Below are 15724 nucleotides of genomic sequence, written 5' to 3'. Positions count from 1 at the left end.
ACTCCCCACCATTTCCTAAAAATTCACAATTTTTTACAAAACACCCGAAACCCCAGCAAAGTCAATGTTTGCCAATCTAAAATCTAAAATCTAAAATCTAAAATCCCATCACTTTGCTCTCCCCTGACCCAACTGATCCGAACTCACTTCGAGTTTGCCTCATCCACTAGCGCGTTTATGACCGTTCCACTTACCCGCACAAGCCATCAACTGCCTGCATCCTAGCCCCAAAGCCAAAAGCCCAGATTGTTTGAGAAGTTAATTTTTGTTTTGTTTTTGTACCTCTTTATATTAAGAAAGTATTCTAAAATTAATTTAAAATCTAAAAATAATCTAAAAATAGATTTTTATATCAAAAAACCAGTTAAGATTCCCAAAGATGCAAAATAAACAAATTTACTAGCATTTTCATTTAGACGCCCCCTTTCCTTTCATCGCAAGTTAGCTAATAATGCTTTCAACGAGGTGACTAAGGGCCGAGTCCAAAATTGGCCTAACCCAAAGACGGATACAAGCCCCAAACAAAAGTCGTCGAGATAGAAAATTTTAGTTACAGAGAAGCCCCAGATTCATCTGTGGAGTCCATTCTTTAATCTCAAATTTGAAATCTCAAATCGACTGACAGTAAGGGAATTGCAATTGGGCTATTGCAATTGGGCTATAACAATTGGGCGATCGAAAAAAAGCATGAAAACCCAGCCCTCATCGTTTTGATAGAAACCTATAGGAGAACCAAGAGTGAAACTAGCAGTTTACGGAAAAGGTGGAATTGGTAAATCGACAACAAGCTGCAACATCTCCGTTGCCCTAGCCAAGCGCGGCAAAAAAGTTTTGCAAATCGGTTGCGATCCAAAGCACGACAGCACATTTACCCTCACTGGCTTCTTGATCCCCACAATTATTGACACCCTTCAGCAAAAGGACTATCACTACGAAGACGTTTGGCCTGAAGATGTCATCTACAAAGGCTACGGCGGCGTTGACTGCGTAGAAGCAGGCGGCCCTCCCGCAGGAGCTGGCTGCGGCGGCTATGTAGTCGGTGAAACAGTAAAACTGCTCAAAGAACTCAATGCCTTCGACGAATACGACATCATCCTGTTCGACGTACTCGGTGACGTAGTGTGCGGCGGTTTTGCAGCCCCCTTAAACTACGCGGATTACTGCATGATTGTTACCGACAACGGGTTCGACGCTTTATTTGCAGCCAACCGCATCGCCGCCTCAGTCCGCGAAAAAGCCCGCACTCACCCGTTGCGGCTCGCCGGTTTAATTGGCAACCGCACCTCAAAGCGCGACTTGATCGACAAGTACATTGACTCTGTACCGATGCCGGTGCTGGAAGTGCTGCCCCTGATTGAAGATATCCGCGTTTCTCGCGTCAAAGGCAAAACATTGTTTGAGATGGCCGAAAGCGATCCTTCCCTCAACTACGTCTGCGATTACTACCTCAACATCGCTGACCAGATTTTGGCAATGCCCGAAGGAGTAGTGCCCAACGACACGCCCGATCGCGAATTATTTGCCTTACTTTCAGATTTTTATCTAAATCCAGTGCAACCAGTGGTCAAGAAGGAGGAAGATGAGCTAGACCTGATGATGGTTTAATAGGTCTAGCGATCAGGATGAGGATAAAGAGGTTATGGCTTTTTTTGATACTTTTTCAGTTGCTCTCAAACAGAAGTGGTTGGACTACTACCAGGTAAATCGGGCTTGGCTGCTCCTGCACATGACGGCTGAGAACACGGTCGCCACACCCGACGGCGGGAAAAGGCCTGTTTCTTACCTCATCCTGGGAATTGCGGCTGCCCTGGAGCCGGAACTCCAGCAATTAATGCTGCCCTTCTCAAAACTCAAGCCGGATGCAGACAGCCTGATCGAAGTGTTGGGACTCAATTTTGACCCGGACATCGCGCTGGGTATGCCCTCAAATATCGCGCCGCAGACGGCCGGTAAATCTCCAACACCCACAGCAGCTCAAACTGCAACTGCAGCACCCGCCGCAGCTCGAACTGCAACTGCGGCACCCGCCGCAGCTCAAACTGCAACTGCAGCACCCGCCGCAGCCAAATCTAATAAATTGGGCGGTGCTGCCTTGGCAACAGCCGGAGTAGTCGCCGGAGTCGCCGGAGCAGCAGGTCTGGCAGCAGCGTCAGCACTGAGCTCAGAGGAGGAATCCTTCGATGAGTTTGAGGAAGAAGCGGTCTCCGACTTCGACATGGGCGATGACGAGGAAGAGACGGTCTCCGACTTCGACATGGACGATGACGAGGAAGAAACGGTCTCCGACTTCGACATGGACGATGACGAGGAAGAAGCGGTCTCCGACTTCGACATGGGCGATGACGAGGAAGAAGCCTCGGCTTTGGACGGTCTCGGTCTCGAAGACGATGAGGAAGACGCCGTATCTGACTTTGATATGGGCGACGATGAGGAAGACGCCGTATCTGACTTTGATATGGGCGAGGATGAGGAAGAAGAAGCTTTGGCTTTGGGCGGTCTCGACCTCGGCGATGACGAGGAAGAAGAAGCCTCGGCTTTGGGCGGTCTCGACCTCGGCGATGACGAGGAAGAAGAAGCCTTGGCTTTGGGCGGTCTCGATCTCGGCGATGACGAGGAAGATGAAGCCTCACAATTTGGGACTTTGACCTCTGGAGATCTCGAAGCGGGGATTTCCGATCCGTTTGGGGAAGAAGATGCAGAGTTTGTCGCCGAAGAAATACCCGATCCTTTTGGGACAGCGACCTCAGATGACCTAGATATGGATCTGGGCGACTTGGACGATGACGGTATTGACGATTTCTCTGTATCTGATGAGGACGACCTCGACGATCTCGGACTTGACGATCTGGGGGAAGCAACTACCGGAGATCCTGACGAAGATGATTTAGATGCTCTAGGTCTCGGCGATTTGGATTCCGACGATGAGGATGAAGAAATTTCCGGCTTTTTATCTGATTTTAAGTGAGGTTGTTGCGATCGCCCGCATCTCTTCTAGTCTTGAAGTTTCCCGCTCTATTTGTGAGTTGTGAGTTGCGAGTTGTTAATTTTTAATGAGTTCCAACTCACAACTGCCAAAAGGCTTTTTGCCTTAGCAAGTTGAAGTAAACTAAATCCCTGCTGTGAGGGATTGTATGCCCTCGCGCAGAATTTTTTAGCCAGAATTTGGGATGCTGCGACTGCTGCGGAAATATTGAGTGGTTGCATCTATTTTTCACAGGAATTAGCCCAAAAATAGGTATTTCTATTTATTGTTCGCTGTGCGTCGCAATCGCGCTTTCACAGGTGTTTTCTCGCCACTGCGCCTGTTCGTCATCGAGAGGAAAAACAACCTATTCCTCTCCTGGGCGATCGCACCGAGACGATCGCAAAATCCAGGTGTTTCCTCGTTCCGCCGCAAGTCCTGTTCGAGAAGAAAAACAATTTAAAGGGAGAAGATTTGAGATATGACTGCTATTACTACTAATGAACCGGAAGCTTTAAACTTTGAATGCGAAACAGGCAATTATCACACTTTTTGTCCAATTAGCTGCGTAGCTTGGCTTTATCAAAAAATTGAAGATAGCTTTTTCTTGGTAATCGGTACTAAGACTTGCGGCTATTTCTTGCAAAACGCAATGGGCGTGATGATTTTTGCTGAGCCTCGCTATGCGATGGCTGAGTTGGAAGAAGGCGATATTTCCGCTCAGTTAAACGATTATGATGAGTTGAAGCGACTGTGCTTGCAAATTAAGCGCGATCGTAACCCCAGTGTAATTGTCTGGATCGGCACTTGCACCACCGAAATCATCAAAATGGATTTGGAAGGGTTAGCACCGAAACTCGAAGCAGAAATTGGCATTCCCATCGTCACAGCGCGCGCTAACGGCTTGGATTACGCTTTTACTCAAGGGGAAGATACCGTTTTAGCAGCGATGGCTGCTAAATGTCCTGAGAAAGCGCCCGTGATGGAATCTCAGAAACAAGAACGCAATGCTATCTCTCAACTGCTGAATTTCGGCAAGAAAAAAGAGGAAGTTGCAGCAGATGAATCGGAATATGTCAAGCACACACCCCTGGTACTTTTTGGTTCTTTGCCCGATCCGGTTGTTACTCAGCTAACCTTAGAATTGAAGAAGCAAGGAATTAAGGTTTCTGGTTGGCTTCCTTCCAAGCGCTACACTGAATTGCCAGTATTGGAAGAAGGCTATTATGTATCGGGCATGAATCCGTTCTTGTCGCGTACTGCTTCTACGTTGATGCGCCGCCGCAAGTGTAAGCTAATTGGTGCGCCATTCCCGATCGGCCCTGACGGAACTCGCGCTTGGATTGAAAAGATTTGCTCAGTGTTGGGAATTGAACCAAAAGGTTTGGACGAACGGGAAGCGCAAATCTGGGCAGGTTTGGAAGATTACCTGCAAATAATTCGCGGCAAATCTGTCTTCTTTATGGGCGACAATTTGCTGGAGATTTCTTTAGCACGTTTCTTGATTCGCTGCGGCATGACTTGCCCGGAAATCGGCATTCCTTACATGGACAAGCGCTATCAAGCGGCCGAGTTGGCGTTGTTAGAAAAGACTTGTCACGAGATGGGAGTTCCTACTCCTCGGATTGTGGAAAAACCAGATAATTACAATCAGTTGCAGCGGATTTACGAGCAGAATATTGACTTGGTGATTACTGGTATGGCTCACGCTAATCCTTTGGAAGCGCGGGGAATTAATACTAAGTGGTCTGTTGAGTTTACTTTTGCTCAGATTCACGGCTTTGGTAATGCGCGGGATATTTTGGAGTTGGTGACTCGTCCGTTGCGCCGGAATAATTCGCTGAAGGATTTGGGTTGGGGTAATTTGGTGAAGAATGAAGCGAAGGTTTAATTTTTGAATTTCACCTGACTACTAGCAAGGGTGGGCAATGCCCACCCTTGTTTATTAGAATAGTACAAGCATCTGTAAAACTTCATGGGCAAGTTAGGAGAACTGGTAGAACAATTTTTAGCAAATCCACCAGAAGTGCGCTTTGACGATGTGTGCTATATTCTAACAGCTTTTGGATTTGAAGAAAAGCGATCGAAAGGAAGTCACCATACTTTCCGAAATGCTGATGGATTAAAAATTACAGTTTCTAAAAAAGGTGGGAAGAAGGTAAAAGGAGTATACGTCAAGCAAATTGTTGTGCTATTAAAACTGGAGGAATGGAGCAATGAATCAGAAGATGAAAGTCAAGCTTAAATCTCTAGACTATTACTTGAGTCTTAAATATCCTATCAGTTTTTATCCAGAATCCGAAGGTTATACAGCTATAATCAAAGACCTTCCTGGCTGTATGTCTCAGGGTGAAACTTTATCGGAAGCGATGGAGAATATTCAGGAAGCGAGGGAATTATGGATAGAAACAGCTTATGAGTGTGAAGATGAGATTCCTTTACCTACAACGGAAATTGAGTATAGCGGAAATTTATCGTTGCAAATTCCTAAATCTCTACATTTGAGTTTAGCAGAAAAAGCGGAAAGGGAAGGAGTTAGTCTTGACCAGTACATTCTGGTTGTGTTAAGTAAAGCAGGCTAAAAGATAATCAGATAAGGACGATCGAGTTTGAGGGAGGGTTACAGGGCGATCGCTCTTTTATTTTTTTATGAACCGCTGATGCAGGCAGATTAACGCAGATTAACGCGGATGAAAAGTGCGATCGTACTTTTGAATCAATTTCCTTTGGGCTAGCTTTGGTCACGTGCACTTTTCCCCAACTTTTCCAGAATCCCAGGCCACAGGCCCGTAACACGATCGCAAGTACGATCGCCTATAATCGAAACTAGCCCAACTCTCATCAGTTGAGAAACCGCCATGAGTCAAGACAAGGAAGAAATTAGCTATTCAGAGAAAACAGAACGTCTCAGAGTTATCGGTCAGTTTATCAAAACTGTCACACCGATGATTTGGACGATCGTAATTCTAGTAGTCATCATTCCCCTATTAGGTAACTTTCTAATTTCCCAGTCACTAACAAATACCGGAACCACAGCAGTTGTAGTCTCGCCTCCACACGATTTCAGCAAAGTCAACCAAGACATTAAAAACGCTATCCAACAATCCCATATAACTGCCGAAACTTTCGCATCAAAAGAGTTGGACAAATGGGAAAGCGAAGTAATTGCACGAGTAGACAATAGTTTCCTCGATTGGTACTTTGATTACTTCACTCAAAAAAAGATGGAGTTTACCGTACCTTTTAACTTCGTGAAATCTGCCGTACTCAACAGATTTGATATGACAGCAGCATCTCGTGCTGTTTCTGAAAAATTAACCGAAGACTTTCAAAGAGAATTTGCTAACCGCGTACTGGTACCCAAAAACGCTCAACTGCGATTTCAATTAATCACTCAAGATACTGCTAATTTGTATATATCCGAAGTTAGCAAGAATGTGAAAGTAGTTCAAAACAGTTATAATATACCGCAAGTACAGTGGGACAAATATCTGAACGATATTGCCACCACAATTAGCGACAAAGGAAACGTCTCGAATTTATCATTAAAAGTATTAGTTGGCGGTAGCGGTTACTTAATTGCTAAACCCTTAATTTTGGGAGTAGCAGCTAAAGTTGGCAGCAAAGTTACGGCAAAAGTTGCCAGCAAAGCTGCCGCCAAGGTAGCAACAAAAACAGGCGGTACAGTGGCTAGTCAATTGGGAGTAAGTTTAATCGACCCTATTGTCGGCATCGGGATTATCATCGGGGATTTGTGGGATTACAATCACACAGTTAAAGTAGAAAGACCGATTTTGCGGGAACACATTGTAGAATACTTGAAAGATGTCAAAAAGTCGCTGCTCACAAATCCTGAAAGCGGAATCATGGCAGCAATTTATCAGTTGGAAAGTGGTCTTCTCAAGTCACTTTAATCATTTAAATCGCGTCTGACTGATGTGTGTAAATCCCCGAAAAGTGGTAAGATCCACTGCAAGAAGGAAAGGGGATACACCAGTAGTTAGTGCCAGCAGCGGGCGCTCCGACTCGCTACTGTGGGCGCTCGAACACCAAACTGTGGGCGATCGCGCTCATGTAGCAAAAAAAGAAAAAAAAATGAATGTTAAACGAGGCAAAAAAAGAGAGGATGTTGGGACAAAAAGAAGAGTTAAATGACTTTATTTGCCCTAAAGAGATATCCCGTAATGGACTATAAAACAAGGTTTTCGACTCATATTACACGGATTAAGTTGTCGCCCTTTTTACAAAATTAGCTGTCGATTATGACTTGTGGCATTTACAGCATAAGAATTTAAAAGCTCCGATTGACAGAGGTAGAGTTCGGGGGCGAGTGCGTTTTGCCGATGAATCTCTACGGCGAGGTTTGTAGGGATTTTCTGAAGTATTTGACGGAGTTGTTTTAGTTCAAAAAGGCATAACTTCTCAGCCGGAAGTTTTGTCGGCTTGGTCGAAATTGCGACAAGAAATCGAACTGTTGATGAAATAGTCGAAAATCAAGGATCGAGTCGGCAGTTGCGATCGCCCCCTGAGACTAAAATCAAGTAAAATTGCCAGTATTAGTCGATCAACCCCCGTTGCTAGACTATATTTGCATTAAAGGTTTGCTATACTCCAGAAATAGACACATATTAACCTTTGGAAAATCAATAGGCCGGAGCTATGACATCCTATGCAACCTCTACAGCAAGAGCCGAGATGAGTGAGATCCGGCGCTTGAAAAACATACTGCCCCCAGAACTCCAAAGTTGGGTAACAGTAGAAAAAACAATAGAAGTTAATCCTACCCTGATCCGCAGCGAAGAAATAGGCAAAGACCAGGTAGAAATCCAAATAGACCTGATCCGCTGGGAACAGCTAGCAATGGATCAGCGCAACCTCCTATTTTGGCACGAAGTCGCCAGAATTCAAAACGACACCATCCCCAGAGACGGTTGGGAAATGGCAGCCCTCGCCATTGGTTTAGGCGGCGCCGTCGGCGAACTTTGGGTGCAAGACGGTTTGCTGCTGTTATTAGCCCTATCCCTGTGTGGCGTCTCCGGCTGGAGACTTTTCCAAAAAAACAACGGAGAGAAAAGTTTAAAAGAAGCAATAGACGCCGACGAAAAAGCCCTGGCCCTGGCCACCCGCTTCGGCTACACTCTCCCAAACGCCTACAAAAGCCTCGGCAGCGCCTTAAAAACCTTAATCGAGCAAACCTCCAAAAAACAGCAGCGGGCTAAATACGAAGCTCGTCTCCAGGCCCTCAAACGCAACGCAGCCAAAGCCAAAGCCAAAGTCAAACCCATCACCCGCGAAACCTCCCAGTCAGAAAACGTCTACAATTCTTAACCTCATCCCCCGACGCTTGTTACGGGGGTTTTCCAGTTAACCGTTAACTGTTGACTTCTGTGTTAGCTGTTAACTGTTAACTGCGATGGCTATCCGGTGCAAGACAGGCACGAAAATTATTAACGACAAGATTAATCGGCCTGAATCCACAAAAATCTTGATTCCGATGTTAAAGTTTGGCCGCGACTGCGTTCAAAAATCTTTGGGCCAAAACTGGCACTGGTAGACTTAAGTCTATTTTTGCCTTTGATATCATTCTCGGCGGGCGAGTTTGCAGGCGTTTTTGTAAAGTTTGTATAAAGCTAGCCTTTTGTTAACCATAATATTTGGTAAAGGTGGAGCTGCTAGGACAGAATAGGCTAAAGACATAAGCTTGAAATTTGAAACCAGGACTTCATGGTCAGTCAAACCCCAGAGGCAGATTTTCGGGTAACGTACTCGGACGAAATTCCCTCAGTTCACATACCCGTGCGCTTGAGCGTACTTGAAGCTGTAAACTTCAAGACAACCTGCCAGCAACTTTTTTCGGAAAGCACCACCGTTCCCAGCAAGATTGTCCTAGACTTCAGTCAGACGACATTCATCGACAGTAGCGGGATCGGTGCTTTAGTCAGCAATCTGAAATTTGCCAAACAGCGTGGTAGCGACTTGGTGCTCCGAAGCCTCAAGCCGCAGGTGATGGCAGTATTTGCTCTCACCAGCCTAGATCAAGTGCTGACGATCGAGCAGCCCTCTGCAACCTCAACTCCCACAGAGACCAAGCCCTCGGACAATCAGCTACCGATGACCCACCCCTCAGTGCAATCGTGGGTGAAGCGGCTGATAGACATTGTTGGGGCAATAGTCGGTTTGATAATTACAGGAATTTTGCTCGTACCCATAGCTGCTGCTATCACTATCAACGATCCAGGCCCGATATTTTTCGGTCAAACCCGCTGTGGCTGGATGGGCAGACAATTTCGGATTTGGAAATTTCGATCGATGTGTACCAACGCCGAAGCCATGAAAGCCCAAATCAAAAATCAGGCTTCTGGCGCATTTTTCAAAAATGACAACGACCCGCGGATTACCAAGGTCGGGCGCATCTTACGCAAAACCAGCCTTGATGAACTGCCGCAGTTTTGGAACGTGCTCAAAGGCGAAATGAGTCTAGTCGGCACTAGACCGCCTACCCCAGACGAAGTTGAGCGCTACGAAGTCCCTCAGTGGCAACGTTTGGATGTCAAACCTGGGATGACAGGGGAATGGCAAGTCAACGGTCGCTCTCAAGTCCGCGATTTTGAAGATGTCATCCGTTTAGATTTAAAATACCAACAAAACTGGAGCCTGGTGTATGACCTCAAACTAATTGTCAAAACTGTAACAGTCCTGTTTAACAAAAATAGTGGCGCTGTGTAGGAACCCTCAACAACCCACCACTGAACTTTGAGGTGCTGTTGCCAACGGGGGGCGGGAACTCGAACTCGATACTTAGTCAAGCAGACGATCACTAGCGATACCTACGTTAGCATTAAGTGTTAAAATTCACACGCCAAGAAAATACACAGCTAGTTGCCAGCTCTGCAATCAGAGCATTAATAATTAGCAATTGGCGAGTTCGAGGTCATACTCAAATGAGCCCAGCATGATTTTCGAGGACGAGAAGAACTCACCTGTGTTTAGAAAAGTAGCGACTCCTAACACGGTCGAAGCTTAAATCACTTCCTCGCAAGCTGACTCGGGAATTTTCCCTATTTAAACGCCCTACCGAGGCGGATTACAGTATCGGAAGTCTCTCATTTGCTGTGCGAGTAAATGGTGCGAAAGGAATGCTCACCTTGAGGCAAAACGGGCTTCTTCAACTCAAGCTTGACTTAACTAATATGTTGCCAAGACCTTGCCCTCCTTTTTCTCTCCCTCCGGCGCTGAGTACAGCGGTGGTGGGGGCCGACCAGGGGAAAGAAAGATGAAAGACAAGCAACCAAAGGCCGAGTGGCACCTGCAGGTTGAAACAGACCTGAATGCTTTAACATCCGTTTTGGAATGGTTGGAGAATATCGTTTTGCCCATGATACCAGCGGATTTCTGGTGGCAGTGTCGGCTGATAATCAACGAAGGCTTTACAAACGCTGTCCGCCACGCTCACCAGAACTTGCCCCCCACGACGCCCATCGACATTGAGGTAAAAGTGTTTGCCGATTATTTAGAAATTAGGATTTGGGACAGGGGTCAACCCTTCAACTTAGAAGCAAAGCTGCACTCAATCATGCAAGAGCAGCGCGATCCTTTGGACAGAGAGGGAGAAAGGGGACTGGTGTTCATGTACAAGCTCACAGACGACCTTCGGTATATCCGTACCGACGATCGCCGAAACTGCCTGGTAATGCGAAAAAACATTACCTGATGGCCCGATACCCGCCCGGTCAGGGCGGCTTCTTTCGCAAGGAGTGGAAGATCCCCTCGCTCCCCTATTGTCCTACCCGGAATCCAACCACATCCTCTGCAATTCTGCGGGTACAGGCTCGATGCACGCGGCTGGAGGACAATTTGCTTCAAAATAAATATTATGCGTATTCTAATTTATTCATATAACTACTATCCAGAGCCGATCGGCATTGCCCCCCTGATGACAGAACTAGCGCAAGGCTTAGTCAAGCGCGGCCACCAAGTCCGAGTCGTCACAGGAATGCCAAACTATCCGCAGCGCCGGATTTATCCGCAATATGAGGGCAAATTTTACCTCACAGAAGAACACAACGGTGTCACAATTCAGCGCAGCTATCTGCGCGTCAACGGCCCCCACCCCAGCCTCCTAGACCGACTTGTGCTAGACGGCAGTTTTGTTGTCTCCAGCGCCGTCCAAGCTTTCAGAGGCTGGCGTCCCGACGTGATTTTCTCGACAATGCCCCCTTTACCGATTTGCGTCCCAGTCGCCTTTTACGGCTGGATTCGCGCTTGCCCGATCGTCCTCAACGTTCAGGATATCGTCTCAGAAGCAGCCGTGCGCGTCGGCTTGGTCAAAAAAAACGGACTGCTAGTTCGCATTGCTGACGCTTTGGAAAAATTGGCCTACAGCACAGCCAGCCAAGTCAGCGTCATCGACAGCGGTTTTGTCAAAAAATTGCATTCTCAGGGAGTACCCCCCGAAAAAATAGTTTGCGTTCCCAATTGGGTTGATGTCAATTTCATTCGGCCCTTACCCAAGGAAAGTAACTCATTTCGAGAAACTCACAAACTCAAGGGCAAATTTGTCGTTCTCTATGCAGGCAATATTGCCCTAACTCAAGGCTTGCAAACAGTTGTCCAAGCAGCGGCTCGTTTGAAACACATACCCGAAATCGCTTTTGTAATTGTGGGGGAATCAACAGCCTTGGCGCGCTTGCAACAAGATTGCGAAACTTACAAAGCTAATAATGTAATGTTGCTACCATTTGAACCGCGAGAAAAATTGCCCGAATTGTTAGCTGCTGCTGATGTTAGTTTAGTAGTACAAAAGCGCCGCGTTACTAACTTCAATATGCCTTCAAAAATTCAAGTAATTCTCGCCAGCGGTCGGGCAATTTTGGCTTCGGTTCCTGAAACTGGTACGGCCCAAAAAGCAGTGCAGCAAAGCGGTGGCGGGGTGGTGGTAGCGCCGGAAGATCCGCAGGCTTTGGCTGAGGCGGTTGAGGATTTGTACTTGCACCCTGCTAAGGTGGATGCGTTGGGCGAGCAAGGCAGAAATTATGCTGTGGAGAATTACGGATTTGAGGAAGCTTTGAATCATTATGAAGCTTTATTTGCGGCGGTGGCAGCGAGTCATGCGGAGAAAATATTGGAGCCTTTGCCGAAATAAGATAAGCGCTTGAAACCGCCCGTGCTTACAGTGGCAAAAGATTTTCCGAGCACTACTGAACGAACGCTCGTTAAGATAAACCACCAAAAAATGAAAGACTGAGGATTGATCGATCGTCCTCAACTGTTACGATTTCTCCATCAAAAAGTAATGGAACGTCGATAAAGTCAATTCCATGTTTGCTAAGTTTGGTAAGACGTTTAGTCTCATCCCACTCAAATTCCATACCTTGATTGTCACTAGATATTGTAACTACAATTTGTCGTTACAGCCACTTACTTTAACACATCTTTGGATTGTTCAGGTAAAGCCGATCGCCCCCTTCACCCCCTTCGCCCCCTTCACCCCTCCCCATCCCATAAGTAACCACACCCCTATGTGCCCGACACCGCAGCCGATCAAAACAAAACGCTAAAATAAAAGACACTATACAATTTCGGAGTTAATATTTGACACTTGCACCCGCGCGCGAAAACGTCCTAGCTTGGCTCTCTGAGCGCGTTCCTGCTGCCCGCATCAAACACATCCTCGGAGTCGAACAGGTAGCAGGTGACTTGGCTCGCCATTACGGCCTCGACGAAGCAAAAGCCCGATCGGCCGGTTTGTTGCACGATTTGGCAAAATACTTCAAACCTCAACTGCTGCTACAAATGGCCCAGAAGGAAGGTTTAGAGTTAGACTCAGTGTTGGAAGCACACCCGCATTTGCTGCACGCAGACGCCAGCGCGATCGTCGCCAGAGAGGAATTCGGGGTGGTCGATCGAGAAATTTTGGACGCAATCGCCAATCACACCCTCGGCCGACCAAAAATGAGCCAGCTCAGTTGTACCGTATTCATAGCAGATACCATAGAGCCAAGCCGCGGCAACACAGCCCAACTAGAAGCACTGCGTGAGGCAAGCTGGCAAAATCTTTATGCAGCCGTGTGGCAAACTAGCGATTATTCTCTTAAATATTTGCTAGAAACTCGCTGCTACATCCACCCCCGCACCGTACTTACCCGCAATTGGGCGCTGCAAATGGCCCGCGAATCGCCGGAAACAGGAAATTCGACGAAGCAGTCGATCGAACAAGTCACAAGTTAAAAGTAAAATTTACCAGAAATTCTGTCCTTACTTTTGGCTTCAACCTAACTCCTATTTCCCGTCTCAAACTGCCAACAATCGAAAGCGAATAGCGCACCGATTTCCCCTTACCCTATCAATTAGGAAATTAAACACTTAATGTCTGATTTAACCCAACTCGAGTACTCCAGGGCCCAGTCTACAGCAACGGACGGCACCTCCTCAGACGAAGCCCGTGGCCTGATCATGACCGTTGCCCAAGCAGCCGATGACCGCAAAGCAGTAGATATTGTATTGCTCCGGGTGGCAGAAGTATGCTATTTGGCAGACTACTTTGCGATCATCACCGGATTTTCCAACGTGCAGGTACGAGCCATCTCCCAAGCGATAGCAGACCAAGTGGAAGAAGAGTGGCAACGCTTGCCACTGCGTACACAAGGCCTATCAGATGCTAGTTGGGTCGTCATGGACTACGGCGACGCGATCATTCACATTTTGAAGCCTCAAGAGCGGGAGTTCTACAATTTAGAAGCGTTCTGGGGACACGCCGAACGCATTGACTTTTCCCCCACGCCGTGAGGATGGCTAATGTGAAAAACGTTTCTGCTTCTATTTGTCCCGTTCCGCAAGAACAGCGGCCGATCAATGAATACCAAGAACTTAAAGAATCCTGGTTTTTTAGCTGGGTAACACTCAATTGGCCCGGATACCTAGCCAAACTAGCTTGGGTGTGGGCTTGGAGTTGCTTGGTATCGGGGCCGATAGCTGCTTCTAGCTTTGCTCCTGTCAAGTATCCAGCTCAGTTTGTCCTCAGCGGTGCCGCAGGTGCCAGTTTTATTCTAGGATTAGCTTTGCTGCGGCTCTACTTGGGTTGGTTCTACGTGCGATCGCGCCTTTCAAATCCCACGGTCGTCTACGAAGAGTCTGGTTGGTACGATTGTCAATCTTGGCCTAAAACTCCCGAAGTTTTGCTTCAAGATCAGTTGATTGTCAACTACCAACTAGAACCAATTCTCAGGCGTCTGCGGCAGACATTTTATGGTTTGACAGTGTTGCTGGTTGCCGGGGGACTAACTTGGAGTTGTTTGTAATCGGGAATGGAAGGGAGTTTTGAGTTTTGAGATTGCCGCCCACAGCCAACAACGCACACGGAGTGCATGAGTGAGAAACGATCGCAGAAAGATTAACTTTATAACTCTTAACTGGCAGCTCGCAACTCATAACTTCCACCGGCCCCAATCTAAAATCTAAAATCTAAAATCTAAAATTGATATGACAAGGGGAAAACGAACCCAAGCTCCCGAACTGGAAGTCACACTGCTGCGCGAAGGTATTGTGGAATCGAGGCACCGCGCCCAGGCCGCTGTCTGCGACAACCGCGGGCGCGTTCTGTCCGTTGCTGGTAACTCGGAAACGGCCTCATTTGTCCGTTCTTCACTCAAGCCTTTTCAAGCTTTGGCGGTGACGGGGACTGGCACTTTAGAACGCTACGAATTGACCGATCGAGATTTAGCGATTATTTGCAGTTCCCATCAAGGTACGATCGAGCAATCGCGCCAGGTATTTAACGTCCTGTGGCGCTGCGACATTGACCCCTCTAAACTTCAATGCCCCATTCCCGAAGGCAAAAAGAGCGCCCTGCAATACAACTGTTCCGGCAAACACGCCGGAATGCTGGCTGTCTGCCAGCAACTGCACTGGCCATTGGACACTTATTTACGCCGCAAACATCCTGTCCAGCAGCTTATTTTGGGCAAAGTGGCTGAGTTGCTGGCAATGCCTGCCGAAGAGTTTATCAGCGCTCGTGACGACTGTGGCGCTCCTACCTATCTGTTGCAGTTGGGGCAAATGGCCTCTTTGTACGCTAAATTGGCTTCCGGCGACAATGTGGAGATGGAGCGGATTGTCCGCGCTATGACTCATCACCCGATGATGGTTGCCGGTGAGGGCAAATTTGACACGGAACTGATGCGCTTGACTCAAGGGGAATTGGTGAGCAAGTCCGGCGCCGAAGGGGTGCAGTGCATTGGCCGCGTTGGCGAAGGCATGGGCTTGGCAATTAAGGTGACGGATGGAGGAAAGCGCGCTCAATTTGCTGTGGCGATTCACTTGCTCAAGCAGTTGGGGTGGATTACTCCGACAATTGCCGAAACTCTTTCGGAAACTTACCTGACTCTCAGCGAGTTCAAGCGCTTGGAGGTGATCGGGGAAGTTTCGATGCTTTAGGGCGATCGAGACTCGCTCGCCGATTTCAGCAACCCCTCCCACAATCTAAAAAGTTTTTTTGATTGTGGGGTTGCTATTTTCGGAAAGATATGTTTATATTAGAAAGAGAGATAAAGCGACGCGGGATAGAGCAGCCTGGTAGCTCGTCGGGCTCATAACCCGAAGGTCAGTGGTTCAAATCCACTTCCCGCCACCAAATTCAAGCGAACCCTGTAATCGTTAAGGTTTCAGGGTTTTGTTTTTGGAAACCACTAAAGAGAGATAAAGCGACGCGGGATAGAGCAGCCTGGTAGCTCGTCGGGCTCATAACCCGAAGGTCAGTGGTTCAAA

At 47.4% G+C, this 15724-nt stretch carries 16 protein-coding genes and 1 tRNA gene; 16 read left to right on the top strand and 1 reads right to left on the bottom strand.

Annotated features, from left to right (window positions below; genetic code table 11):
• Positions 1-738 precede the first annotated feature (738 nt).
• Positions 739-1605 (top strand): ferredoxin:protochlorophyllide reductase (ATP-dependent) iron-sulfur ATP-binding protein, encoded by an 867-nt coding sequence (bchL, locus tag QT979_RS18585; RefSeq protein WP_006634709.1) that lies wholly within the window; start codon positions 739-741, stop codon positions 1603-1605.
• A 34-nt stretch (positions 1606-1639) separates the two neighbouring features.
• The gene (locus tag QT979_RS18580; RefSeq protein WP_333311352.1) at positions 1640-2965 is read left to right on the top strand and encodes a DUF5331 domain-containing protein; all 1326 of its coding nucleotides are present in this window, start codon (positions 1640-1642) and stop codon (positions 2963-2965) included.
• Positions 2966-3012: 47 nt separating this feature from the next.
• Here QT979_RS18580 and QT979_RS18575 read toward each other — a convergent pair whose 3' ends face one another.
• Positions 3013-3204: a hypothetical protein gene (locus tag QT979_RS18575; protein WP_333311351.1), complete on the bottom strand. Its 192-nt coding sequence runs from the start codon at positions 3202-3204 to the stop codon at positions 3013-3015.
• Positions 3205-3443: 239 nt separating this feature from the next.
• Here QT979_RS18575 and QT979_RS18570 point away from each other — a divergent pair, with 239 nt between their 5' ends.
• From QT979_RS18570 to QT979_RS18505, 14 genes are all read left to right on the top strand, one after another.
• Positions 3444-4853, top strand: a complete 1410-nt coding sequence (locus QT979_RS18570; protein ID WP_199292772.1) for a ferredoxin:protochlorophyllide reductase (ATP-dependent) subunit N — start codon at positions 3444-3446, stop codon at positions 4851-4853.
• 84 nt (positions 4854-4937) lie between these two features.
• Positions 4938-5207 (top strand): type II toxin-antitoxin system HicA family toxin, encoded by a 270-nt coding sequence (locus tag QT979_RS18565; RefSeq protein WP_333311350.1) that lies wholly within the window; start codon positions 4938-4940, stop codon positions 5205-5207.
• Complete coding sequence (locus QT979_RS18560) at positions 5179-5544, top strand: type II toxin-antitoxin system HicB family antitoxin (protein ID WP_333141128.1); 366 nt, start codon at positions 5179-5181, stop codon at positions 5542-5544. Before QT979_RS18565 ends, QT979_RS18560 begins: the two co-directional genes overlap by 29 nt.
• A gap of 276 nt (positions 5545-5820) precedes the next feature.
• Complete coding sequence (locus QT979_RS18555; protein WP_333311349.1) at positions 5821-6876, top strand: hypothetical protein; 1056 nt, start codon at positions 5821-5823, stop codon at positions 6874-6876.
• A gap of 43 nt (positions 6877-6919) precedes the next feature.
• On the top strand, positions 6920-7117 hold the full coding sequence (locus tag QT979_RS18550) for a hypothetical protein (RefSeq protein ID WP_333311348.1): 198 nt from the start codon (positions 6920-6922) through the stop codon (positions 7115-7117).
• Positions 7118-7621: 504 nt separating this feature from the next.
• Entirely contained in the window at positions 7622-8290 is a 669-nt protein-coding gene (locus tag QT979_RS18545) for a DUF3318 domain-containing protein (protein ID WP_333109239.1), read from the top strand.
• Positions 8291-8686: 396 nt separating this feature from the next.
• On the top strand, positions 8687-9688 hold the full coding sequence (locus QT979_RS18540; protein ID WP_333084651.1) for a sugar transferase: 1002 nt from the start codon (positions 8687-8689) through the stop codon (positions 9686-9688).
• Between the two features lie 547 nt (positions 9689-10235).
• Positions 10236-10673, top strand: a complete 438-nt coding sequence (locus QT979_RS18535) for an ATP-binding protein (RefSeq protein ID WP_015178537.1) — start codon at positions 10236-10238, stop codon at positions 10671-10673.
• 162 nt (positions 10674-10835) lie between these two features.
• On the top strand, positions 10836-12104 hold the full coding sequence (locus tag QT979_RS18530) for a WcaI family glycosyltransferase (protein ID WP_333215553.1): 1269 nt from the start codon (positions 10836-10838) through the stop codon (positions 12102-12104).
• Positions 12105-12553: 449 nt separating this feature from the next.
• On the top strand, positions 12554-13189 hold the full coding sequence (gene yqeK, locus QT979_RS18525; RefSeq protein ID WP_333311347.1) for a bis(5'-nucleosyl)-tetraphosphatase (symmetrical) YqeK: 636 nt from the start codon (positions 12554-12556) through the stop codon (positions 13187-13189).
• A gap of 138 nt (positions 13190-13327) precedes the next feature.
• Positions 13328-13747, top strand: coding sequence for a ribosome silencing factor (gene rsfS / locus QT979_RS18520; RefSeq protein ID WP_333249989.1), 420 nt, complete (start codon positions 13328-13330; stop codon positions 13745-13747).
• A gap of 2 nt (positions 13748-13749) precedes the next feature.
• The gene (locus QT979_RS18515) at positions 13750-14259 is read left to right on the top strand and encodes a CGLD27 family protein (protein ID WP_333040353.1); all 510 of its coding nucleotides are present in this window, start codon (positions 13750-13752) and stop codon (positions 14257-14259) included.
• Between the two features lie 181 nt (positions 14260-14440).
• Positions 14441-15394 carry an asparaginase gene (locus QT979_RS18510; RefSeq protein WP_333215548.1) on the top strand — a complete coding sequence of 318 codons (954 nt, stop codon included), beginning with the start codon at positions 14441-14443 and terminating at the stop codon, positions 15392-15394.
• Between the two features lie 119 nt (positions 15395-15513).
• Positions 15514-15590 (top strand) — tRNA-Met (locus tag QT979_RS18505).
• Positions 15591-15724: the final 134 nt, after the last annotated feature.

The sequence above is a fragment of the Microcoleus sp. w2-18bC1 genome, assembly GCF_036700365.1.
GTDB lineage: Bacteria > Cyanobacteriota > Cyanobacteriia > Cyanobacteriales > Microcoleaceae > Microcoleus.
The sequence above is the reverse complement of the archived record's forward strand: the minus strand, read 5'-3'. Positions and strand labels throughout refer to the sequence as shown.